The organism is Halomonas sp. NYA30 (assembly GCF_976980765.1).
This window is the reverse complement of sequence record NZ_OZ334477.1, coordinates 1,659,050-1,680,436: the sequence shown is the minus strand read 5'-3', so window position 1 is coordinate 1,680,436 and position 21,387 is coordinate 1,659,050. Positions and strand designations below refer to the sequence as shown.

Below are 21,387 nucleotides of genomic sequence, written 5' to 3'. Positions count from 1 at the left end.
GGCAGGAGCGAGGAGGCTTTTAAAAGCAGGTCGCCATGTGTTCTTTCACGTTCAAGGCGTCATCGACAAGCAGCAGTTGGCGCCATTTATCAAACGTCAGGCATGGATGGGAGGCACCAAACGCAACGATGTCACCGATCTGAACGTCCTGGGCATCGTCAGATAGCCGCACGAACGTGTGCTGATCCATGATTTTCGTCACTTCCCAGCCAGCCACCGATAACGGCTGCGCTGGCGTACCAGCTTCCCGGTAGCGACGCAGGACAATGGGCAACTGATCATGTCCGATATCACGCTTACCTAGCGCCACAATCGCAAGCCCAGGTTCGGGAAGCGACTGCACTTGGGCAAAGACTTCCAAGGCAGGCACAAGCCCCTGTTGCAAATCCGGCCGACGGTCTAATACGGCCGATTGCGCTTCACGATAAAGCCCATGGTCGTGAACGATGTAGCAACCTGGGCGTAGCACGGGGTTAAATTTCCCCTGCAGTGGTGCGCCCTGAAAGGACTCCGCAATCACGTCATACCAGGCGGAACCTGACGCGGTGACAATCGGGTTTTCTTCAGCAAAGCGTCCAGCAGCTTCAAGCTCTACGGCAACATCCACCAGGTAGTTAGCATAGGTACGAATACCTGATTCGGGATTATCCCCGTGAACTACACCTTCATAGCCCTCTAACCCCACGAGGGAGAGCGCTGGCTCATTGCCAATCGCCTCTGCCAGCGAAAGAATTTGCTGCTGATTGCGACAGCCACAGCGGCCACCCTCAACGCCTACCTCAATAAGCACCGATAACGTCAAGCCCCGTTCAGCAAAAAAGCGCCCTAGCTGGCGCACGTTCTCATGGCTATCGACTACACAGTAAAACGCAGCGCCCTGCTCGATCAGACTGGCGATAATGGCCATATTGGCCTGGCCCACCAATTGGTTCGCCATCAATATTCGGGTGATGCCATTGGCAAAGGCAGCACGACACTGGGGCGCAGTGGCAAGTGTGATACCCCACGCACCTGCCTGGAGCTGTCGATGGAAAAGCGCGGGCGTCATGGTGGTTTTTCCATGGGGGGCCAAGTGAGCACCGTGAGCTTCTGCGAAGCGCTGCATCCACATCAAGTTGTGCGCGAGCGGAGCCTCATGCACCACCGCTGCAGGCAGGCTGACACCGGACAATAAATTGGAGCCGAGCTCCACCCCACCTTTATCTACCGCTAATCCATTTGAACGCATACGTCTCCTTTAGAACGTGGCCGCTTATCTGAGTATTAACTGCCGCACCGCCAGCACCACACCGCGCAGTTCGGCTAGGCCGCGCAGGCGCCCCGTTGCATCAAACACGCGGTGGTTGGCACCATTTATCATAGGTCAAACATAGCGCACTAAATTGAAAATCACCGGTAACAGGCTAACCTCAAAAACATATTGCAATATGTTTATTGAATCGCCCCAGGTTTCGTAGACACCTCCAGGCCTTATACTAAAGGTATCTAGGAGGAACCATGAGCCATCCCCGCTACACTGAAGAATTCAAAATCGAAGCCGTCAAACAGGTGGTAGAGCGCGGCCATCGCGTGGCCGAGGTCGCTGAGCGGCTAGGCGTGTCAGGTCACAGCCTATACAACTGGATTAAGCGCTACGATAAGCCGGTAGAACAACGGCAAGAGGATGATGATCTCCAAGCTGAAAACCGTCGTTTGAAGGCCGAGCTCAAACGCGTATCAGAAGAGCGAGACATATTAAAAAAGGCCACCGCGTACTTCGCCAGGGAGTCCGACTGAGGTACGCGTTTATTCAAAATCATGCGAGCCAATATTCGGTACGTCGCTTGTGTCAGGTGATGGCAGTGCACCCCAGCGGTTACTACGCATGGTGTAAAAAAGCGCTCTCTAATCGAGCACGGGAAGATGAGCGCCTGCTGGGATTGATCAAGCACTCTTGGCTTGAAAGCGGCGGTGTATATGGCTATCGCAAAGTCTACCAGGACTTGCGTGAAGCTGGCGAAGCTTGCGGGAAGCACCGTGTGGCGCGTCTTATGAATAGGGAAGGTTTACGCTCTCAGACGGGCTATCGACGACGCCCTGGCGGCTATGGTGGTGGAAAACCGGCTGTTGTATCCCCTAACCATTTAGACCGTCAGTTTGAAGTAACAGCGCCAAATATTGCTTGGGTGACGGACATCACGTACATCCGCACTTACGAAGGCTGGCTTTACTTATCAGTAGTTATCGACCTGTTTTCCCGTCAAGTGGTTGGCTGGTCGATGAAGTCTCGCATGACTACGGAGTTGGTATTGGATGCTTTGTTATCAGCCGTCTGGCGACGCAAGCCACAAGTAACGGTGATGGTGCATTCGGATCAAGGAAGCCAGTTTAGCAGTGGAGACTGGCAAAGCTTTCTGAAAGCAAATCACTTGGTAGGCAGCATGAGCCGACGTGGTAACTGTCATGACAACGCCGTTGCTGAAAGCTTCTTTCAACTTCTCAAGCGAGAGCGAATCAAGCGACAGATTTATTCAACACGCGAAGCGGCTAGACGTGACGTTTTCAATTACATTGAAATGTTTTACAACCCAAAGCGCCGACACAGCACAAGTGATAACTTGTCACCGGTTGAGTATGAAAGGCGTTACTTTAAGAGCCTAACGGGTGTCTAGAATATCCGGGGCGATTCATATAGCCAAATAGTAGGTGGTTTTATGCTCAACATTAATGGCTTTCATTACGGTACGTTTGTCGCATCGATCTTTACTCTAGCTGGTTGCACCGGCATGGGGGAGACGCACTCGACTACTGAGGTTCCTGGTAGAGCTGAGAGTGCAAAATCTCAACTATTAGAAGCAGGAGCAAGCATGATGCAAACAGACGCTCCCCCATCGCGTCTTAATGTTTACCTCGTCGGTTTTCACCCGTTAAAAAAAGAGCCACTGCACCAGTTTGAGGCCCATCACTTCTGTGATCAGGTAAATGAAGACTTCTTACAGTGCGCTCTTTACGACGGCAATACTGATGATGCGAAGCTAAACGGTATTGAATACATCATCTCTGAAACACTCTTCGAGCAACTCCCAGAAGAAGAGAAACAATACTGGCATCCGCATAACGGTGAGATTCTTTCCGGCCAGTTGGTTGCCCCTAACTTACCAGTAGCTGCCGAACATGAACTTATGAAAAGCAAGGTGAACAGCTACGGTAAAACATGGCATACGTGGGGTACAGCGCATAGTGAGGGCAATGAACTTTCATTACCCCTTGGAGAGCCCTCTCTTGCGTGGTCGTTCAATCGTGACGGCGAGGCGAAACCAGGCCTGATTGAGGAACGTGACCAACGAATGGGCATTGATACAGAAGAACGGCGTAGAGCACGGCAAGATTTAGTGCCATTAGCAAAGCCACAAAGCGGCATTGATGCCTTAAAAGGCGAGTTTCCTAGGCCAACACAGCCAATCCCTGGCGTCGAGGCCAAGCCTTCTTATTAAAATAGTTTGGCGAGAAAATCTAGTACAAAACCCAAGTTACCGACTGCGGCGTCACACATAAAAGACCTATATCTAAACGTGCTGCTGGCTAACTGCACATTGCTTGCGCTTTAACTAATTGGGCTGAAATTTCCTCTATAAATGGTGCCTGTCATTGAAAGAAATCTAAAGCAACCGGGAGTAAAAAAAAGAAACTCAAAGTAACAAGCCAGGTATAAGTTCTTAAAAATAGCTAATTTCCTACCCCTACGTAAGAAATTACTTACAAATAACTAGGAGATATCTTACAAAACAGTACCGATTAGAGTACTTTTGGGATCGACAAAGAAAAATCAGTAGAACCGAATATAAGTATTTTGTCCGTGATTCACCTATGATGAATTAAAACGAACGCTTGAATACGAACATCATCGGCTTCGACGCAATAGCCAGGAAAGGCTGAAGGCTGCTGAAACTAGCCAATAAAAAGCAAGGAGAGAGTAATGGAGGTCATTCAGGGAAAAGACTATTCGAAAGATCTAGCCTTAGCGACTGCACTACCTGCATTTTTAGTAGCTGATCTCCTCAAGTGTCCTAATCTGCCCTCTCTACCTTCTGTCGCTATTAATGTCTTGAAGATAGCACGCACAGAGCACCCTTCGGTTAGCGAGTATGCCAACGCCATTGAGCGTGATCCAGCCTTAACCATGCGAATCATTACGCTTGCGAACAGTGCCTTTTTCTCGCGTACCCACATTAAAGTGCACACGTGCCATGAAGCGGCTGCCCGCCTGGGGTTAGATGCCACACTGGCAGCAGTAATGAGTTTCAGCCTACTTCAAAACAGGGCGGTCGATACCCATTATCAGCGTGTATGGATGCGCTCGATCATTGCCTCGTTAGCAGCACGACACCTTGCCATTCATCTCTGCGCCGACATGGCAGGACCTGTTTTTACGGCAGCCTTGCTTCAAGACATTGGCATTATTGCCTTGCGTGCAACTTATCCTATAGAAAGCAGTCATTTATATGCTGAAGCCGCTCTATCACATCGGCAGTTATCAGAATCAGAACAACGGCTTTTTGGCTGTGACCACTCTCAAGTAGGTGCTTGGATTGCCGCTAAATGGGGAGTTCCAACACCTCTCGCCCAACGTATCTGTGATAGCCATGGTGAATACGACATTGCCGCCCCGGACATGGTATGTATTCAGTTATCTGGCCCCATCGCCGATGCCTGGCTCTCTTCAAACCCAGCACAGTCATTAGTCACTGTGATAAGGGAATTTGAAACCTATCGGGGCACCCACACCATCTCTTTGCGGCATTTATTAGAAAATATTCAGCAGCAGTTACCGGCGTTGGCTGACATGTTGCAGATGGCAGCCCCTCCGCTACAAGATAACGAATCGCTGCTTGCTGAGGCGCAACAACTGCTATTTCGGCAGACGTTACAGCTCAATGCGCGTCTTGAGATGCAACAGGCGGAACTCGCTTTGCTGCGTCAACGACAAGATGAGTTAGAAGAGCGCTCGCGAACCGATACGCTCACAGGCCTTGCGAACCGTGCCTGGCTAGAAGAGCAGATGCAAAAGCGTTTTGCCCTGTGTCAGCAACAGTCTCGCATCATGTCAGTCGTATTTATTGACCTGGACCATTTCAAAAAACTGAACGATAAGTACGGGCACCAAATGGGCGACCAAGTGCTCGAAAAATTCGGCAAGACGCTTCAAGCGTTAATTCGCGAAGGTGACTTGGCCGGCCGCTGGGGCGGTGAGGAATTTTTGATCATTTTACCTGATGAAAACGCCAAAGCTGCCCATGTTTTCGCAAAGCGAATTGGCGAGCGTTTAGAAAAAATCCCAATGGGTCGCGATGGCAATGTTCCCATCCATGTCTCCGTCTCTATTGGTATTGCCTGTTTAAATGATGGCGGGTTTGGCAGCGCAGGCGAGCTAATTGATGCGGCTGATAAAAGCATGTATTTCATCAAGCGCACAGGGCGCGGCGGCATAGCCGTGTATGGCGAGCGCGGCGCACCGATTACGCCTATTGATGACTAGTCTGGCGTTTGCGATTAGTGCCTTTCCTCAGCAATAAGGGCAGCCCATGCTGGAACTTCATCAGGTCCATAAAACCTATACGACACCTCAAGGCCCGCTAAAAGTACTCGACGATGTCTCCCTTCGCTTAGCACCCGGCCAAAGCCTCGCACTAATGGGCGAATCGGGAAGTGGAAAATCCACCCTCCTCCATCTTGCTGCCGGTTTGGATCTGCCTGATCAGGGCAGCATCACACTCTCGGGAAAGAATGTATCGACGCTAGCCGAACCCGACCGCGCCAAGCTACGCCGCGAAAAATTGGGCTTAGTATTTCAGCAATTTCACTTAGTCCCCAGCCTAACGGTCATCGACAATCTGCGCCTTCAGGCGCGTCTGGCCAACCGTGACGATACCGACTGGACAGCCTATTTAATCGCACGGCTGGGGCTAGAGGGGCTGGAAAAACGTTACCCAGAACAACTTTCCGGCGGGCAACAACAACGCCTGGCCATTGGCCGCGCTTTAGCCCCGCGCCCGCCGCTGTTACTAGCCGACGAACCGACGGGCAACTTGGATGAAACCACCGCAGGTGAAGTGCTTGAACTGCTATTAAGCCTTGTCCGCGAAACCCAGTGCGCTCTTCTAGTCGTGACCCACAGCCCGCAAGTGGCCGCCCCGCTGGACCGCTGCCTGCGTTTACGCCACGGACAACTGATTAACACGGCATTATGATCAAAGCCCTGCCCACGGTGCTGGCGACGCTGCTCGCTCACTATCGGCGTCACCCTGGCCAATTAGCCATGCTACTGCTCGGCCTGTGGGTAGCTAGCGCTCTATGGAGTGGCATTCAAGCCATCAACGCCACGGCTCGCGACAGCTACGACCGCGCCGATGCCATGTTTGATACCCAGTTGGATCAGCTTGAGCGACGCGATGGCGCTCCCCTCACTCGTGCGGACTATCACGCCCTACGCCAAGCGGGCTTGCCCGTTTCGCCCATGCTAGAGGGTGACGTTGTCACTCAAGATGGCACCCGGCTAACATTGATCGGCATTGATCCGCTGACCCTGGCTAATAATAACCCGCTGGCCCAAGCAGACTCCTCGGGATCGTTAACCGCCTTCCTGACACCGCCGTGGCAAACGCGTGCAGCCCCCGACACCTTAACGGCCACCACTACCCTGGCGAACGGCAAGACACTCCCGCCGCTCATCTCAGCGCCAGCGCTACCGCCGGACACGCTAATGATGGATATCGCCGCTGCAGCACGGCTACTTGAAAGCGGTGAAGAAATCACACGCCTTGTGGCCGCGCCGGGGGCACTGGCAAAGGCACCGGCCGGATTAACGCTCACCCGTGCCACACGCATCGCCACCCCCGGCCAACTTACCGAAAGTTTTCACTTAAACCTTACCGCGTTGGGTCTACTCGCTTGGGTCGTAGGGCTATTTATCGTGCAGGCCGCGCTAGGTCTGGCTTTGGAACAACGCTTGGGCATGCTGCGTACCCTACGAGTACTGGGGGTCTCAGGGCGTAGTCTGGTTCTAGCGCTCGGCGTAGAACTCATCCTGCTTGGCCTGATAGGTGCCGCTGCTGGCATCGCCAGCGGCGTATGGCTGGCACGCCTATTACTGCCCGATGTAGCGGCCACCCTAGGCTCGCTGTATGGCGCAGGCGTTGGTAGAGAGCTCAACTTACCCTGGCATTACTGGGTCGGCGGGCTAGCGGTTAGCCTTGGCGGGCTACTGCTGGCGGGCGGCGGCGTGCTGTGGCGCGCTGCGCGCTTAAACATGCTGGAATTAGGCCAGATGCAGGCTTGGCGAAGTGGTTACCGTCGACAGTTAATGTTGATGAGTATCGGCGGCGCTTTCGCAGTGGGCGTTTCGCTAGCTTTGCATATTTGGCTTCGCTTTCAGCCCCCGGGCGATGGCTTAGTGGCAGGCTTTGCGCTGGTTGCCGCGTTACTTCTGGCCAGCGCACTGTGGCTCCCCCCCCTTGCTAGCCCTCGTATTGAAAGTGCTGACACATCTCGCCCGACGACGCCCGCTAGTTCATTGGGCACTGGCGGATATGCAGCTTCAGCTACCCAAGCTCTCGCTTGCCATGATGGCCCTACTCATCGCCCTGGCGACCAATCTAGGGGTCGGCAGTATGGTCGGTGGTTTTCGTCTCACCTTTTTAGAGTGGCTGGATCAGCGCTTGGTCGCCCCCCTCTATTTGAATGCTCCCGCCGAGCAATATACTGATATTGATGCTTGGCTGGCTGACCGCCCTGGCGTCTCAGATCGCCTGCTCACTCGGCGAAGCGAGGCCATACTCGAGTCCATCATCACGCACAAAGGCAGTCGCACTTTGGGCACACCTATCGAGCTTTATGGCATTACGCCAGGCGAATCTTTGACACCTCACTGGCCTCTCCTGACGACCCAGCAAGACCGCGACGCTGCCTGGGCAGCCTTTGAACATGGCGCGGCTTTTATTAACGAACAACTCGCTACTGCTGAGAATCTTTCCCCCGGCGACCAGCTAACCCTTCGCGCGCCGGGCGCCAATGAAACGCTGACCATCGCCGCGACTTACCCTGATTACGGTAATCCCAGCGGGCAGATTCTCATGGCATCGCCCCAGCTTGCCGCGCGTTTTGATGCCCCGCCTAGCTCGATGGGCGTGGTGCTGCATCCCAACGCCGATGTGGATGCCCTGCGTGAAGCACTTACCGAGCGCTTTGGCCTGGGCAGCGATGCCCTTAGCGACCAACGCGAGATCAAGCGCATCGCCACCGAGATTTTCGAGCGCACCTTTACCATCACCCGTGCCCTGAATGTACTGACCTTAGCGGTCGCGGCCCTGGCACTGCTGGCTAGCCTTCTTGCCCAGGCACGCAGCCGACGCCAACAGCTAGCACCGCTTTGGGCGCTGGGTGTTCCTAGGGCACAGCTAGCCCAGCTCAGCTTGGTGCAGCTGGGGGGTGCGGCATTGGTCACCGGCCTGCTGGCACTGCCACTGGGTATCGCGATCACCTGGGGCTTGGTGGCGATCATTAATGTGGCTGCCTTTGGTTGGCGCCTACCGCTCTATCTATTCCCTTGGGAAATGGCTGTCACCTTGGCGACCGCGGTTGCCGTGGCGCTGTTATCTGCAGCACTGCCTGCGCTGCGCTTTTGGCGTGCCTCACCGCGCACGTTACTAGCAGAAGAGGCCAATCAGTGAGCCTAAATCAATGAGTTTAAGTCGACTGCAAAACTTCCGTCTTCTACTTGCGTTCACCGCGACGCTGATGCTTCACGGCTGCAGTTCAGAAGAATCAACGTCGCCTGCTGACACAGGCTTTGCCGGGCTGGGCCAGGAGGCTGATGGCTTTCAACATGCCGAGCCAAACCAGTTGCTTACATTCCCAACTGATCACGCTGCACACCCGGATTACCGCATCGAGTGGTGGTACTTAACTGCCAACTTAGAAGATGCCTCTGGCGAGCCACTTGGCCTGCAGTGGACACTTTTTCGTCAAGCGTTAACGCCGCCGAGCGAGCGCCCTGCTCCTACACCCTGGGCGGCTGACCAACTCTGGATGGCCCATATGGCGATCTCCCAAGGAGAACAACACGAAGTGGCCGAGCGTTTCGGGCGCAGCCACTCTCAGGCCGACCTGAGCGTTCCCCAGGATAGCCAAGCAGGCATCATCTCCAGCCCCTTCCATGCCTGGTTAGATGATTGGCAGCTTAAAGCAAGCGAAGAGGCCGGCAGCAGCGATTTCAGCCCCTTAACGCTCACCGCCTACAGCGGCGAAGGCGAGTCGCGCTTTGGCTATACGTTAACGCTTACCGCCCAAGGGCCACTGGTTTTGCATGGGGAACAAGGGTTCAGCCAGAAAGCCACCAATGGCCAGGGCTCTATGTACTACAGCCAGCCCTTCTGGAGAATTGAAGGCGATGTAACCCTCAATGGCGAGACCCAAGCCGTCAGTGGTCGTGGCTGGCTCGATCGCGAATGGAGCAGCCAGCTACTCGATGCTCGACAGTCAGGTTGGGATTGGCTATCGCTGCATTTTAACGACGGTCACAAGCTGATGGCGTTTCAACTACGGGGCGGTGGTGACAACACTGATCAAGAGCAAGGCGCTGACTACCGCTCGGGCACCTGGATTACTCCGCAAGGTGAACCCACTCCATTAGCAAATACCGACATCATCATGACCCCGCTGGCAACGTCGACTGTCGCCGGGCGAGAAATCCCCACCCGCTGGCGGCTGGAAGTGCCATCAGCAGGTGTCGATATCAACGTCGAAGCGCCCCACGCCAACCGCTGGATGAGTACCAGCGTGCCGTACTGGGAGGGCGAAGTGGAGATCAGTGACCGCGCCAGCGGCGGGCCGCTTGGCGACGGACATCTGGAAATGACCGGGTATTAATAAGCAATAAGCAAGTGGCGTAATTAATGCGGCTCTTTTAAACAGCCATGTCACTCGGCGCTCTCTGTGATAAAAGCAGCTAGATTAGCAATATCATCATCCGATAAATCGGTAGCATTGGGGATCATCAAGAAAGAGTTTGATCCCACCTTTTCACCAGCTCGGTACGTTTCAAGGCGGGAAGTAATATACTCCGCATCCCGCCCGCTAAGTGAAGGAAAGCTAGCCATTCCCTTCCCTTTTGGGCCGTGACATTGGGCACATGCGTCGGCAAATAGCGCTTCTCCGGCGGACTTATCTGCCGCCTGACCACTTGTCGACCCCATCGCCAGCGCCATCGTAATAATGAAAAACAGCGATACCTTCATAGTGACCTTTTCCCAGTAGAGTGGTCTTGATCAAAAAGCATGAGTTGGTGTGGGTGAGCGCGCAGCCGCACTGAGCTATGCCAGGAGCTATGCCAGTGCGGCTGCCATTAGCTTATTCCGGAGTGATGCGGTAAATGCTGCCTTCATCAACCGCTGTATAAAGATCACCCTCCGGGCCCAGTACCACCGAACGGAAGCGAGCCGCTCCCATAGGCACCGGCATTTCGGCAACGTCATTTACCGAAAGACCATCCTCCGCGATATCAATCAGGTTAATACGCTGCCCCACCGGCGTACCGCCGAAACCGATGCCCATAAAACCGACAACCAAACGGCCGTCCCAATCGCCCCACTGCTCGCCGACAAGAAACTCGGCAGACGAGATACCTTGAGAAAGCCCATCGTTCTGCCAAGCGGGCTGCATAGCGTCAGGGTAGGTTTCGGTGTCGGTCACCGGCATATAGGCCGCACGCTCTTTTGGATCCATCCCCTCGGTCTGATTGGGCTCATAACCGCAATAATCGTCCGGGCAGTCGCCACGGCCCGCCATGTTGGGTTTCGGATCCCAGCCACTATTACCACCATTAACTAGCGCATTGATCTCATCCGAATGCCAGGGGCCGTGTTCCGTCACAATCGGTTGTCCAGTAGTTGGGTGGAAGGTAATGCCCTGTACGTTGCGGTGCCCATAAGTATAGATGCGAGGATCGAAGCCCTCAGGCGGTTCATTACCCTCGGCAGCCTTACCATCCCGGTCGATACGCAGCACCTTGCCACCAAGAAGCTTCGGTGACTGCGGTATCTCACTGTTATGGTTATCGCCAGTGGTCACATACAGGTAGCCATCCTCCGGGCTGAAGCGGATACGTCCGCCATTGTGTGCGCCAGCATCGCCGAACGGGTGGTCGGTGGCGGCGGGCTTGTACGGAATATCCTCGACAATGTCGGTGCGATCCGATACCTCAGTAAACTCACTGTTGACTGTCATGCGCAGCACACGGTTAGTGCGTGGCTCAGACATGTTGGAGGCAGAGTAAACGTAGACCGTGCGGTTTTCGTCAAAATCGGGGTCGATGGCCACACCGTTCATCCCGGCCTGACCTTCGCAAACAAGATCATCGGCAGTGGTGGCGTACTCCTCCGTGCCTTCCATGCCTAGCAGATGCTCTACCTCACCATCGGGGAGCCGTACCGAAAGCCCACGACAGCGTTCGGTGTAAAACATCGTCCCATCGGGCAGAAAGGCCATATCCCAAGGATTTTCAAGACCGGTTAACACCTCAGTCTGGCTGAGTTCAGGCTCATTGGCAGTCGTGACCGCTGGGAAGCCGACGATAACCGCAGAGGCGATGGCTGCACATAGCGGTCGCAGAGTGGTTTTGGGGGACATGGCAAGCTCTCCTTCCTTAAGTTGTTTGTAATTTTTATTTACATTGCACGCGCTTATTTAGTTTAGATCGGCAACCATGGCGGTCAATATTTACCGTGAACCAAGTTTCTAATCAGCACATTGCGAATTGAGCAATCCCCATTGTGGGGAGTGAGGAGGAGTCAATTCACCAATGGAGATCAAAAACCGCACCCTGTGTATAGCGAATGTCGCTTTATGACAACCAATGTCTGCACACCGCGACACACTAGTAAGCGAATAAACTGCTGACTAGAGAGCACGCCATGAACCGCAATGTCATTCTCACCTGTGCCGTTACCGGCGCAGGGGATACTACCGCCAAAAACCCCAGCGTTCCCGTGACACCCAAGGCCATCGCGGCCTCCTGCATTGAAGCTGCTCGCGCCGGGGCCAGCATCGCGCATATCCATGTTCGCGACCCAGAGACCGGCGGCATCAGCCACTCTTCTGAGCAGTTCCGCGAAGTAATGGAGCGCGTTCGCGAGGCCGATGTGGATATCGTCATGAACATCACCGCGGGCGGCGGCGGCGACTGGATCCCCGATGCCACAGACCCAACACGCGGTGGCCCTGGCACCGATATCCAAACGCCCGCCGAACGTCACGCCCCGGTCGGCGAGCTGCTCCCCGAGCTGTGCACGCTGGATTGCGGCAGCCTCAACTTTGGCGACATGGTCTACGTCAACCCCGCTGACTGGCTGCGCGAGCACGCCCGCCTCGTTCAAGCCGCAGGTGTTAAACCGGAGCTGGAGTGCTTTGATCTGGGCCACGTCTGGTTTGCTCGCCAGCTTCAGCAAGAGGGATTGATCGATGGCGACCCGCTCTACCAGCTCTGCCTGGGTATTCCTTGGGGCGCCGAAGCGGACACCGAAACCATGCTGGCCATGCGTAACAAATTACCTACCAACGCTAACTGGGCCGCTTTTGGCATTGGTCGCCATCAAATGCCCATGGTCGCCCAAGCCGTGCTGCTGGGTGGCCACGCAAGGGTCGGGTTGGAAGATAACCTGTTTTTAGAAAAAGGCGTGTTGGCTAACAACGGCCAACTGGTCGAGAAAGCGTCAACCATCATTGAAAACCTCGGCGCCCGAGTAATGACACCTGCAGAAACCCGGGCACATCTGAAGTTACGTAACCCGTCAGGAGATGCTGTATGAGCCGCTTAGCCGTGATTGGTACTGGCGTGATTGGCAACGGTTGGATTGCCCGCGCCCTCGCTCAAGGGTGGGACGTCGTCGCCTTCGACCCGGATCCCAACGCGCCAGCGCGCACCCAATCGTTTATCGACAATGCCTGGGCTTCGTTAACCCAGCTTGGCCTTGCGCCCGGTGCTAGCCCTGATTGGTTAACCTTTGCGACCACGATTGAAGAGGCTGTGAACGGCGCGGACCTGATTCAGGAGAACGTGCCCGAGCGCCTACCGCTAAAGCAAGAAATTTTAGCCGCTATCGATGCTGCCGCCGCACCGGACGTCATCATTGGCTCGTCGACTTCCGGCTTCAAACCCACCGACCTGCAGCAGCAGTGCCAGCAAGCACCTGGGCGGGTGATCGTCGCTCACCCCTTCAACCCGGTGTATTTGCTGCCATTGGTAGAGCTTGTTGGCGGTGAGGCCACCCAGCCCGCCCAAATCGCCAGCGCCCAAGAGTTGTATCAGTCGCTCGCCATGCGGCCGTTGGTGGTGCGCCGTGAAATAGAGGGCCATATCGCCGACCGCTTGATGGAAGCGCTGTGGCGTGAAGCCTTGCACCTGGTCAACGATGGCGTGGCCACCACCGAAGAGATCGACGCGGCGGTGGTTTACGGCTGCGGGCTCCGCTGGCCATTGATGGGCACCTTTTTAACCTTCCACTTGGCGGGCGGCGAGCCTGGCATGCGTCATATGCTGGAGCAGTTTGGCCCCGCATTAAAACTACCCTGGACCAAGCTGGAAGCCCCCGAACTCACCGACGAACTCATCGACAAAGTGGTCGAAGGCTGTGAGCACCAGGCCGCGGGGCGTTCAGTGGCCACGCTGGACCGGCGCCGGGATGACTTTTTAGTCGAGCTGCTGGAAGTAGTGCAAAAATACTGGCCGGAAGCCGAAGGTCTAAAGGGACGCATTTAATGATCATCCATGAAACCCACGTCGCCCCCGAGTGGGTCGACTACAACGGGCACATGAACGACGCGGAGTACGCCCGCGTCTTTTCCCAGGCCTGCGAAGCACTGATTGACCAGATAGGCTTAGACGAAGCAGGCCGTGAGCACTATGGCTACACGATCTATACGCTGGAAACCCACCTCTGCTATCGCCGCGAGGCGCACCAAGGTCAGCCGCTCAATATTGACCTAACGCTGCTCGATAGCGATGCAAAACGCCTGCACGTATTTTTCGCCATGTTCGATGACGAAGGCAACCTGCTGGCAACCAGCGAACAGATGCTGATGGGCATGAAGCAAGCTTCCGGGCGACCAAGCCCGTTTCCCGAAACGGTCGCAAATCATGTGGCGGCACTGCCGCGGGCAGAGAGCGATGCCTGGCCGGAGCTTGCTGGCCGCACCATCGGTATTCGACGCTGAGGGTGACATCAAAGATGAACGTAGACGCCTTTATTCAACGCTTTAGCGCAGGGCTGGCCATGATGGAGGAACTACCCTTGCCTCAATCGCGGCGTGCCTACGATAAGCTTTGTCGCACCGTCGCCCCACCCGACCCGGCAGGAATGCGGATCGACAATAGCATTTGTGAGGGTGTTAGCGTGCGCCGCTTTATCCCCCAACGGCGAACGCCAGGCTGCGTGCTGTTTATCCATGGCGGCGGTTTTACGATCGGCTCAGCGGAGAGCCACCACGGCCTCGCCGCCAGCTTGGCACAAACCCTTGAGCGTGAAGTGGTGAGCGTTAACTATCGGCTGGCGCCAGAGGTGGCTTACCCCGCCATGTTGGCAGACTGCCAAGCGGTGTTAGAAGCGATTCATCCTGTTGCGCTGGTGGGTGACAGCGCGGGCGGACGACTGGCTATCGACCTTGCCCATCAGCTTAATGAAGCACCGCCGCTCGGATTGATCTACCCACCGGTCGGCGAACTTTCAACTAGCTGCCTTGGGGAGGAAGCACCACTACTGTCACGCAGCGATGTGCTCAGTATTCGTCAACAGTGCCCTGAGATTATCGCCACCCAGCGGGATTGTAGCCCTCCTGCGAGCAGCATCGAAGTGCTCACCGTGGAGCACGACCCGTTAACGCGGCCTGTCGAAACGGCGGTGGTGCTCTGGCAGCAAGCGGGGGCGTCCATTGGCTACCGCTGTGCGCCGCAGATGGTACATGGCGCGCTTCACGCCCACACTCAGCTACCCGACATGAGTGCCGCTTGGCAGGACTTTTGCCACACACTAAAACGGCGCCTTAATCATTAAGGCGCCGTTTCGTCGTTCAGTTCGTAAAAAACGTGCTTTTAAGCGTCGAGCTATTAAGAGCCGAGCTATTAAGAATCAAACTGGGCCCGCACTTGCTCAATAGCGGATTTGCCATCGCGGGTTTCAACACCGTCTAACCATTCGGCAACGGTATCCAGGTTGTTACCAATCCACTCGTTCGCCACTTCATCCGCCGGGCGCTCTTCGTAGCTGTACTCGTGCACCCACTCGTTCTGGTCCTCGATCGCCACCACGTATTGCGACAGGAAGCGGTGCACCTGTGGTGCCTCATCGGCAAGGCTTGCCGGGGTAATAGTCCACACGGTGCTTTCAATGGATGCCACGCCCGCATCATCGCTGTCGGCTAAATAGGCTAAATCAAAGCTCACGTTCATCCAGTGAGGTTCCCAGCCGACAAACGTGACCCATTCCTCGTCAGCCATTTTTTGCTCCGCCTGGGCAAGCATGGCCGAGGTCGAGCTTTCACGAAGCTGCCAATCCCCCAGACCTGCCAGGTCGTTATCGATGGCGTTGAGAATGGCCTCATTGATCCCGGTGCCCGCTTCTATCCCCTGGATCTCACCGTCGAACTGATCGCGATGCGCTGCTAATTCAGCCACCGTGGTCACGCCGGCATCGTAGACATACTGGGGAACCACCAGCCCGGAATTGGCCCCGCTGATATTGGAAACCACCTTCTCGACTTTGCCATCCGCTACCAGCGGCTCGACCATATCAGTCTGTACCGGGTACCAGCCGCCCAGATAGATTTCCAGGTCGTTGCTCGACAGGCCTTCCAGAATGACGCTCACGGCCAGATCTTGCTGGCGCGTCTCATAGCCCATCACTTCAACCAGCTGGGCAGCCACTTCAGACTTAACCGTCACCCCCGGCCACGGCGGCACCCCAAAACGCAGCTCATCGAGCTCTGCCATAGCAGGCGTGGCAACGAACGCAGAGAGTAGAAACCCCGCTTTCAGCGACAATGACTTGGTAGTGGCAGAGAGTAGTGCCAGAATTAGTAGTGACAGACATATGGCTAAACCTCTTATTAGATGGGTTTAGTTAGTATGCGCGGCTGCCTTACCACTACTAGGCACTAGGCGACGCTTACCAGACATAACACGACGAACACTAGGCCTTAAACGTTTTCCTCGCGTACTTGCCGCGGCGAATAGCCGTAATACATACGAAATGAACGCGCAAAGCTAGATGACGAGTTAAACCCGCAGGCTAATCCCACCGCCAGCACGGCAAGATCTGTTTCCGCTAACAGTCGCCGGGCGCGCTTGATGCGCAGCTGCAAGTACCACTGCCGCGGGGTAACGTTTAGCTCCTGCTCGAATAAGCGCTGAAGTTGGCGAACTGACACTTCTAAACGGCTCGCGACCTCTTCAAGGGAAAGCGGCTCTTCAAGGTTCTGCTCCATCAGCGCCACCGCCTCAACCACGCGCCGGTTGTGGGTGCCAAGGCGTTTCACCAGCGCCATGCGCTGCTGGTCGCTGCGAGTGCGAATTCGGTCATGAATCAGTTGCTCAGACACATCGATGGCCAGCTTCGCGCCATGCCGGCGCGCGATCACCTCAAGGGCCATATCCATGGCCGCCGCCCCACCCGCACAGGAGAAGCGCCGCTCCCCCAGCTCATACAGCTCATCCGTGGTCTCAATACCCGGAAAGCGTTCACGAAATGCAGGCAAACTCTCCCAGTGCAGCGCCACCCGCTCGTGTTTTAGCAACCCAGTGGCCGCGAGCAAAAATGCCCCGGTATCAATACCGCCCAAGCAGCAGCCCGCTTGATCCAACTGATGAAGCCAGGCCATTAATGGTCGAGTGAGATGGGCTTCCGGCGTAAACCCGCTGCATACCGCCAGCGAAGGCAAGTGATGGACATCCGCCGTTGCTTGATCCGCCATCAGCGTCATACCGTTAGATGCCGTCACCGGCCCACCATCAGCGCTGATCAAGGTCCAATCGAACAGCGGACGGTTGGCAATGCGATTAGCGATCCGCAGCGGCTCTACCGCCGCAAAGAATGCCATCATCGAATACTGGGGCAACAATAAAAAGCCCACCATTTCCGGTAGTGGGCCTGTATAACTAAGACGCATATTCGTGCTCGATATCAGTCATGGAAAGCGTTCATTGACATCCTCCGACCACTAAATCAGAGATGATAGTGGCGGATTCCCAAGTTGTTACCTTCCTGGTTCCTGCTTCGGTGTTCGCCGCCTTCAATACCTTGGCATTGCCGGTCTGACACAAACTCCACAGGCGTAAATTCCCGAATGCCCTTCGGTATTTACTTCAACTCTCGGCACCGGCTAACAACGCGGTGCCTGCTTGTAGAATATTGCGGGCGGCATTGAGGTCACGATCAATGCCTTGGGTGCCGCAGTCTGGGCAGTCCCAGGTGCGGACATTCAGTGGTAGTGAGGCCATCACAAAGCCACAGCCATAACAGCGTTTGCTGCTGGGGTACCAGCGGTCGATTTGGACGAACTGCCGTCCCGCCCAGGCCGCTTTATAGTCAAGCTGGCGCACCAGCTCGCCCCAGCCAACATCGCTTATGGCTTTGGATAGATGTCGGTTTTTGACCATATTCTTAACCTGCAAACTCTCCGCCGCGATCACTTGGTTCTCGTTGACGATCTGGCGGGTGAGTTTATGGAGGTGGTCAAGCCGACTACCGGCAATTTTAGCGTGGCATTTAGCAACCTTTAGCCGCGCCTTGGCGCGGTTGTTGGAGCCTTTTTGCTTGCGGCTCAATTGCCGCTGCGCCCGCGCCAGCTTGCGGGCATAGCGCGCCGTATGACGCGGATTATTAACGCGCTTTCCGTCACTGGTGACGAATAAATCTTTCAGCCCAAGATCAATGCCCACCATCTTCGGCGTGATCGGCAGGGTGTCGGCCTCCACTTTGCACAGACAGCTAACGAAGTAGCGACCAGCCGCGTCTTTGGATACCGTAACGGTGCTAGGGGTAGAAGGTAGATCGCGGCTCCAGCGAATGTTCAGCGGTTCGCTGCACTTGGCCAGCGTGATCTGTCCGTCACGGTACGAAAATGCCGAACTAGCAAAGGTGGCGGATTGGCGATGCTTTTTGGATTTAAAGCTCGGATAGCGAGCCCGCTTGGCAAAGAAGTGTTTGAACGCCATTTGCTGATGCCGCAGGCATTGCTGCAACGGCACCGAACTGACGTCGGCCAGGAACGCGGTGTCAGGCTGCTTTTTCAACTGCGTTAGAAATGCGCTAGCGTCATTGTAGCCGATCTTTTCCTGACGCTGATAGAACGCATCGGTGCGATAGCGCAGCACCGCGTTCCAGACAAACCGCACGCATCCAAACGTCCGTGCCAGCAAGGTTGCCTGCTCGGGCGTGGGGTAAAAGCGGTATTTGAAAGCGCGTTCGGTTTTCATTTCTTACAACTTATATGCATTTATGTAAGATCGCAAGCATTAGAAACAAGGCGTCCTTTCGGACGCCGTGCTATCCATCTACGCCCAAAACGTGCCTTGGATGGGGTGCTCCGCGCTTTTCAATAAAGCCCTAGTCGTTGTCGAGCCGCTCCATACGGTATAGCCGCCACTGGTTCTCGACCCGGCCATCCGGCAAGTGGCAATAGCGTCCGGTACCCAACCACATGGCAGCCTCCTGCTATCAACATTAAAGCGTGTAGCCATCCACTTTAATCCTGCACGGCATTAGTAACCACCTTACCTGCACTATTTGGCGTTTGCTGATGTCGACAATGGTAGCTAGGCTGTAGCTAGCAACATCGACGTACAAGCATTGTCGATGGCTATTCGCAATACTTAATTCATAAGGAGAGTGAAGCTATGTCCAGCCCTGAACATAAGCAAAAGATCTGGAAGATGATCAAAGACATTAAAGTTGGCATGCTCGTTACGCTGGATCACGATATGCCGCGAGCTCGGCCGATGCACTTAGTGCAGGAAGAGTATGATGGCACCCTGTGGTTCTTTACTCGCCGCAGTGCTGAAAAAGTGTTTGAAACCAAGAGTGATCATGATGTTTGTCTCAGTTTTTCTGATCAGGAAGATGGCGTGTACGTTTCGCTTTCGGGCAAAGCCAACCTGATCGATAACCGTGATCTGATCGAAAAATACTGGAACCCTTTCGTCGGCGCTTGGTTTCCTGAAGGCAAGGATGATCCAGACGTCGCACTGCTTGAAGTTAAAGTCCAGATGGGTGAGCACTGGAAAGCCAAAGAGAGTAAAACCTTTCAGCTCTATGAGATCGCCAAAGCTAATCTCAAAAAGGACGCCACTCCAGACCTAGGCGAGAATGAAAAATTCGGTGGCTAACCTCCTTACCAAGAAGCGCCCTACTGCCGGGGCGCTTTTCAGCCTAATGCTTGTCATGCTCATGGGCTCAAATAGCGCATGGGCAACTGACGAATCCCAGAGCGATAAGGCCAGCGTGCAAGATCAGTGTGAACTCACCGATCAAGAGCGGGAAATGCTCACGCTGATTAACGAGGCGCGCAGCCAGCAGCGGCAATGCGGCGATCAACGGTTTGAGGCCGTGGGATCGTTAGTTTGGAGCTGCAAGCTGGAAGCAGCGGCCAAGAGCCACTCCCAGGACATGGCCGAGAATGACTACTTTAGCCATACAGGCCCGGATGGCGCGGGAATTGAGCAACGCGTCAATAATCAGAATTACGCATGGCAAGCCGTGGGTGAAAATATCGCCGCTGGCCATACCTCGGTGTCCGCAGCAGTGGAAGGCTGGCTAGAGAGTCCCGGCCATTGCCGCAACATCATGAATGACGCCTTTACCGAGATGGGCATGGCGAAAGCCAAAGATTCAGAATCGCGCTATTCAATCTACTGGACACAAACACTCGGCAACCCTCGCTAAGCACACACGAGTCAATTACTGGCCGCCTCCTAACCCACCATAGTGGACGGCCGTAATCGCATTTTTAGGCGAGCCATCTACCAGTTTGGTGCTGTAGGTGAGGTACACAAAAGTCTGCGTTTCGGTATCGTGCATCCGGACAACGCGCATATTTTTGAACAGTGCCGAGCGCCGCTGTGTAAAAATTACTTCTTGCTCATCTACCTCAGCGGGGTCAAACACAATCTCCCCCGTCTGCCGACACGCTACGCTAGCTTCACTCGCCTCCTCAGCAAGCCCTACCGCGCCCGAGATCCCACCAATTTGAGAGTAGGAAAGATAGCAGGAGATGCCCTGCACTTTCGGATCATCGAAGCGCTCCACTTCGATCGTATTGTTCGGGCCAAGCAGCTTGAACTCGGTTCGCACGCTACCGATGTGAGCATCCTGAGCGAGCAGCGCGGGTGGGAACAATGCAGACATAAGAATGAGCGCCCTGAAAGTGGCGCGTTTAGAAAAAAACATGGTTAGCTTCCTTTGCAATAATTAGCCTAATGGTGGGCAGGAGAGGAGTATGTCTGAGGCAACATAAAATGCTTCCTTATAGTATTTAGATAACGGGGGCTGACCTTACCGTGGTCTGCGTATACCACTCCAAGTGCCATAAATACTATGACGCACAAAGCCCCACTCTCCCCAGAAAACATCCATGTTATCCTTTGGAACGCTAAATAAAAAATAGCCACCATTATTACTGAGCGACCACTGCCCTGTGATGGAAATCGCGTCTTGCCCACTGCTGTACTGTATATTGAAAAGATCTCCAACGGCTTCACTGCCAGCCAACCGGTAAGCACCTCTACTGCCTTTAAAATCCACACGTGCTCGAACATGACTGCCATCGTCAGTTGTATAACTCGTATCCCAGGAGCTTTCATGAAGCCGCGGGAACTTCGCAGTGGGTGGCGGCATCATCATTTTTATTGAACTTGGCCGTACGTCTGTAGCTGGGTTAATTTCGTTGTCAGTCTCAATCAAGCAGAGAAAATGTTCTTGCACACACACAGGGGGAGGCTCAAACATTTCGCCAATAGTCGGTAAATTGCTTGGCGGGGGGAACCACGACTCATCGATTTCCTCGATTCGCCCCCGACGATATTCTGGGCGGAGGAGCGAATATTGTTCGGATGCCAAATCAAATCGACCAATGAATTTCTTGGTAGTCGAATCGAAGTAGTACGCTTTATCTGGGGCGTCATCATAAACAATCACAATTTGTTGTTGGTACTCAAGGCTATTTTCTGGGTTCTTCGCGAACCAAAACGTCGACCTGAGTCTTTTTTCTGAATCACGGGTCCAGCCATCGGTTTTATCGCCGTTTGTGTAAAATTGGTCAGGATGCTGCAATTGCACCTGCGCAAAGACCTCGCTAATTGAAGACAAG

General features: G+C 54.8%; 22 protein-coding genes. 13 read left to right on the top strand and 9 right to left on the bottom strand.

Annotated elements, in window-relative coordinates; translation table 11 throughout:
• Window positions 1-19 precede the first annotated feature (19 nt).
• Window positions 20-1,228 carry an amino acid deaminase gene (locus ACWI0H_RS07625; RefSeq protein ID WP_336273012.1) on the bottom strand — a complete coding sequence of 403 codons (1,209 nt, stop codon included), beginning with the start codon at window positions 1,226-1,228 and terminating at the stop codon, window positions 20-22.
• Window positions 1,229-1,497: 269 nt separating this feature from the next.
• Between ACWI0H_RS07625 and ACWI0H_RS07620 the strand changes: the two genes are divergently transcribed.
• The 7 genes from ACWI0H_RS07620 (at window position 1,498) to ACWI0H_RS07590 (ending at window position 9,903) form a co-directional block, all read left to right on the top strand.
• A protein-coding gene (locus tag ACWI0H_RS07620) for an IS3 family transposase (RefSeq protein ID WP_485875816.1) occupies window positions 1,498-2,651 on the top strand; the annotation gives its coding sequence in 2 pieces (ribosomal slippage) (window positions 1,498-1,735 and window positions 1,735-2,651; 1,155 coding nt in all).
• A gap of 42 nt (window positions 2,652-2,693) precedes the next feature.
• On the top strand, window positions 2,694-3,473 hold the full coding sequence (locus ACWI0H_RS07615) for an OBAP family protein (RefSeq protein WP_336273013.1): 780 nt from the start codon (window positions 2,694-2,696) through the stop codon (window positions 3,471-3,473).
• 482 nt (window positions 3,474-3,955) lie between these two features.
• Window positions 3,956-5,515: a sensor domain-containing diguanylate cyclase gene (locus tag ACWI0H_RS07610; RefSeq protein WP_336273014.1), complete on the top strand. Its 1,560-nt coding sequence runs from the start codon at window positions 3,956-3,958 to the stop codon at window positions 5,513-5,515.
• A gap of 46 nt (window positions 5,516-5,561) precedes the next feature.
• The gene (locus ACWI0H_RS07605) at window positions 5,562-6,227 is read left to right on the top strand and encodes an ABC transporter ATP-binding protein (RefSeq protein ID WP_336273015.1); all 666 of its coding nucleotides are present in this window, start codon (window positions 5,562-5,564) and stop codon (window positions 6,225-6,227) included.
• The gene (locus ACWI0H_RS07600; RefSeq protein ID WP_336273016.1) at window positions 6,224-7,741 is read left to right on the top strand and encodes an ABC transporter permease; all 1,518 of its coding nucleotides are present in this window, start codon (window positions 6,224-6,226) and stop codon (window positions 7,739-7,741) included. The genes ACWI0H_RS07605 and ACWI0H_RS07600 overlap by 4 nt, the downstream gene beginning before the upstream one ends.
• Window positions 7,647-8,705 carry an ABC transporter permease gene (locus ACWI0H_RS07595; protein ID WP_336273017.1) on the top strand — a complete coding sequence of 353 codons (1,059 nt, stop codon included), beginning with the start codon at window positions 7,647-7,649 and terminating at the stop codon, window positions 8,703-8,705. The genes ACWI0H_RS07600 and ACWI0H_RS07595 overlap by 95 nt, the downstream gene beginning before the upstream one ends.
• Before the next feature lie 10 nt (window positions 8,706-8,715).
• Window positions 8,716-9,903 (top strand): lipocalin-like domain-containing protein, encoded by a 1,188-nt coding sequence (locus tag ACWI0H_RS07590; protein ID WP_336273018.1) that lies wholly within the window; start codon window positions 8,716-8,718, stop codon window positions 9,901-9,903.
• Window positions 9,904-9,953: 50 nt separating this feature from the next.
• Here ACWI0H_RS07590 and ACWI0H_RS07585 read toward each other — a convergent pair whose 3' ends face one another.
• Together ACWI0H_RS07585 and ACWI0H_RS07580 are read right to left on the bottom strand one after the other, a co-directional pair.
• Entirely contained in the window at window positions 9,954-10,271 is a 318-nt protein-coding gene (locus ACWI0H_RS07585; RefSeq protein ID WP_336273019.1) for a c-type cytochrome, read from the bottom strand.
• Window positions 10,272-10,383: 112 nt separating this feature from the next.
• A complete protein-coding gene (locus ACWI0H_RS07580) occupies window positions 10,384-11,661 on the bottom strand; it encodes a PQQ-dependent sugar dehydrogenase (protein ID WP_336273020.1) in 1,278 nt (425 codons plus the stop codon).
• A gap of 284 nt (window positions 11,662-11,945) precedes the next feature.
• Here ACWI0H_RS07580 and ACWI0H_RS07575 point away from each other — a divergent pair, with 284 nt between their 5' ends.
• The 4 genes from ACWI0H_RS07575 to ACWI0H_RS07560 are packed head-to-tail and all read left to right on the top strand — an operon-like array spanning window position 11,946 to window position 15,080.
• Entirely contained in the window at window positions 11,946-12,839 is an 894-nt protein-coding gene (locus ACWI0H_RS07575) for a beta-keto acid cleavage family enzyme (RefSeq protein WP_336273021.1), read from the top strand.
• Window positions 12,836-13,789: an L-carnitine dehydrogenase gene (locus ACWI0H_RS07570; protein WP_336273022.1), complete on the top strand. Its 954-nt coding sequence runs from the start codon at window positions 12,836-12,838 to the stop codon at window positions 13,787-13,789. Before ACWI0H_RS07575 ends, ACWI0H_RS07570 begins: the two co-directional genes overlap by 4 nt.
• Window positions 13,789-14,244, top strand: a complete 456-nt coding sequence (locus ACWI0H_RS07565) for a thioesterase family protein (protein WP_336273023.1) — start codon at window positions 13,789-13,791, stop codon at window positions 14,242-14,244. Before ACWI0H_RS07570 ends, ACWI0H_RS07565 begins: the two co-directional genes overlap by 1 nt.
• A 14-nt stretch (window positions 14,245-14,258) precedes the next feature.
• Entirely contained in the window at window positions 14,259-15,080 is an 822-nt protein-coding gene (locus tag ACWI0H_RS07560; RefSeq protein WP_101146549.1) for an alpha/beta hydrolase fold domain-containing protein, read from the top strand.
• Between the two features lie 68 nt (window positions 15,081-15,148).
• Here ACWI0H_RS07560 and ACWI0H_RS07555 read toward each other — a convergent pair whose 3' ends face one another.
• The 4 genes from ACWI0H_RS07555 to ACWI0H_RS07540 form a co-directional block, all read right to left on the bottom strand.
• Window positions 15,149-16,015: an ABC transporter substrate-binding protein gene (locus ACWI0H_RS07555; protein ID WP_336273024.1), complete on the bottom strand. Its 867-nt coding sequence runs from the start codon at window positions 16,013-16,015 to the stop codon at window positions 15,149-15,151.
• A 206-nt stretch (window positions 16,016-16,221) separates the two neighbouring features.
• Window positions 16,222-17,190: a GlxA family transcriptional regulator gene (locus ACWI0H_RS07550; protein WP_336273025.1), complete on the bottom strand. Its 969-nt coding sequence runs from the start codon at window positions 17,188-17,190 to the stop codon at window positions 16,222-16,224.
• Between the two features lie 196 nt (window positions 17,191-17,386).
• On the bottom strand, window positions 17,387-18,499 hold the full coding sequence (locus tag ACWI0H_RS07545; protein WP_101146552.1) for an RNA-guided endonuclease InsQ/TnpB family protein: 1,113 nt from the start codon (window positions 18,497-18,499) through the stop codon (window positions 17,387-17,389).
• A gap of 130 nt (window positions 18,500-18,629) precedes the next feature.
• Window positions 18,630-18,725, bottom strand: a complete 96-nt coding sequence (locus ACWI0H_RS07540) for a DUF333 domain-containing protein (RefSeq protein WP_232774878.1) — start codon at window positions 18,723-18,725, stop codon at window positions 18,630-18,632.
• 194 nt (window positions 18,726-18,919) lie between these two features.
• Here ACWI0H_RS07540 and ACWI0H_RS07535 point away from each other — a divergent pair, with 194 nt between their 5' ends.
• Both ACWI0H_RS07535 and ACWI0H_RS07530 read left to right on the top strand, forming a co-directional pair.
• Window positions 18,920-19,408: a pyridoxamine 5'-phosphate oxidase family protein gene (locus ACWI0H_RS07535; protein ID WP_101146553.1), complete on the top strand. Its 489-nt coding sequence runs from the start codon at window positions 18,920-18,922 to the stop codon at window positions 19,406-19,408.
• Complete coding sequence (locus ACWI0H_RS07530; protein ID WP_332870634.1) at window positions 19,401-19,964, top strand: CAP domain-containing protein; 564 nt, start codon at window positions 19,401-19,403, stop codon at window positions 19,962-19,964. The genes ACWI0H_RS07535 and ACWI0H_RS07530 overlap by 8 nt, the downstream gene beginning before the upstream one ends.
• Before the next feature lie 15 nt (window positions 19,965-19,979).
• Here ACWI0H_RS07530 and ACWI0H_RS07525 read toward each other — a convergent pair whose 3' ends face one another.
• Window positions 19,980-20,468 carry a CreA family protein gene (locus ACWI0H_RS07525; RefSeq protein ID WP_101146555.1) on the bottom strand — a complete coding sequence of 163 codons (489 nt, stop codon included), beginning with the start codon at window positions 20,466-20,468 and terminating at the stop codon, window positions 19,980-19,982.
• Between the two features lie 105 nt (window positions 20,469-20,573).
• Complete coding sequence (locus tag ACWI0H_RS07520; RefSeq protein ID WP_336270568.1) at window positions 20,574-21,356, bottom strand: hypothetical protein; 783 nt, start codon at window positions 21,354-21,356, stop codon at window positions 20,574-20,576.
• Window positions 21,357-21,387 lie beyond the last annotated feature (31 nt).

Excerpts from the sequence above, each read along its gene's own strand:
- ACWI0H_RS07580 (WP_336273020.1), bottom strand. The coding sequence starts at position 11,661 with ATGTCCCCCAAAACCACTCTGCGACCGCTATGTGCAGCCATCGCCTCT.
- ACWI0H_RS07585 (WP_336273019.1), bottom strand. The coding sequence starts at position 10,271 with ATGAAGGTATCGCTGTTTTTCATTATTACGATGGCGCTGGCGATGGGG.
- ACWI0H_RS07570 (WP_336273022.1), top strand. The coding sequence starts at position 12,836 with ATGAGCCGCTTAGCCGTGATTGGTACTGGCGTGATTGGCAACGGTTGG.
- ACWI0H_RS07560 (WP_101146549.1), top strand. The coding sequence starts at position 14,259 with ATGAACGTAGACGCCTTTATTCAACGCTTTAGCGCAGGGCTGGCCATG.
- ACWI0H_RS07535 (WP_101146553.1), top strand. The coding sequence starts at position 18,920 with ATGTCCAGCCCTGAACATAAGCAAAAGATCTGGAAGATGATCAAAGAC.
- ACWI0H_RS07565 (WP_336273023.1), top strand. The coding sequence starts at position 13,789 with ATGATCATCCATGAAACCCACGTCGCCCCCGAGTGGGTCGACTACAAC.
- ACWI0H_RS07550 (WP_336273025.1), bottom strand. The coding sequence starts at position 17,190 with ATGCGTCTTAGTTATACAGGCCCACTACCGGAAATGGTGGGCTTTTTA.
- ACWI0H_RS07575 (WP_336273021.1), top strand. The coding sequence starts at position 11,946 with ATGAACCGCAATGTCATTCTCACCTGTGCCGTTACCGGCGCAGGGGAT.
- ACWI0H_RS07605 (WP_336273015.1), top strand. The coding sequence starts at position 5,562 with ATGCTGGAACTTCATCAGGTCCATAAAACCTATACGACACCTCAAGGC.
- ACWI0H_RS07600 (WP_336273016.1), top strand. The coding sequence starts at position 6,224 with ATGATCAAAGCCCTGCCCACGGTGCTGGCGACGCTGCTCGCTCACTAT.
- ACWI0H_RS07555 (WP_336273024.1), bottom strand. The coding sequence starts at position 16,015 with ATGGCAGAGCTCGATGAGCTGCGTTTTGGGGTGCCGCCGTGGCCGGGG.
- ACWI0H_RS07545 (WP_101146552.1), bottom strand. The coding sequence starts at position 18,499 with ATGAAAACCGAACGCGCTTTCAAATACCGCTTTTACCCCACGCCCGAG.
- ACWI0H_RS07610 (WP_336273014.1), top strand. The coding sequence starts at position 3,956 with ATGGAGGTCATTCAGGGAAAAGACTATTCGAAAGATCTAGCCTTAGCG.
- ACWI0H_RS07525 (WP_101146555.1), bottom strand. The coding sequence starts at position 20,468 with ATGTTTTTTTCTAAACGCGCCACTTTCAGGGCGCTCATTCTTATGTCT.
- ACWI0H_RS07540 (WP_232774878.1), bottom strand. The coding sequence starts at position 18,725 with ATGTGGTTGGGTACCGGACGCTATTGCCACTTGCCGGATGGCCGGGTC.
- ACWI0H_RS07625 (WP_336273012.1), bottom strand. The coding sequence starts at position 1,228 with ATGCGTTCAAATGGATTAGCGGTAGATAAAGGTGGGGTGGAGCTCGGC.
- ACWI0H_RS07595 (WP_336273017.1), top strand. The coding sequence starts at position 7,647 with ATGGTCGGTGGTTTTCGTCTCACCTTTTTAGAGTGGCTGGATCAGCGC.
- ACWI0H_RS07615 (WP_336273013.1), top strand. The coding sequence starts at position 2,694 with ATGCTCAACATTAATGGCTTTCATTACGGTACGTTTGTCGCATCGATC.
- ACWI0H_RS07590 (WP_336273018.1), top strand. The coding sequence starts at position 8,716 with ATGAGTTTAAGTCGACTGCAAAACTTCCGTCTTCTACTTGCGTTCACC.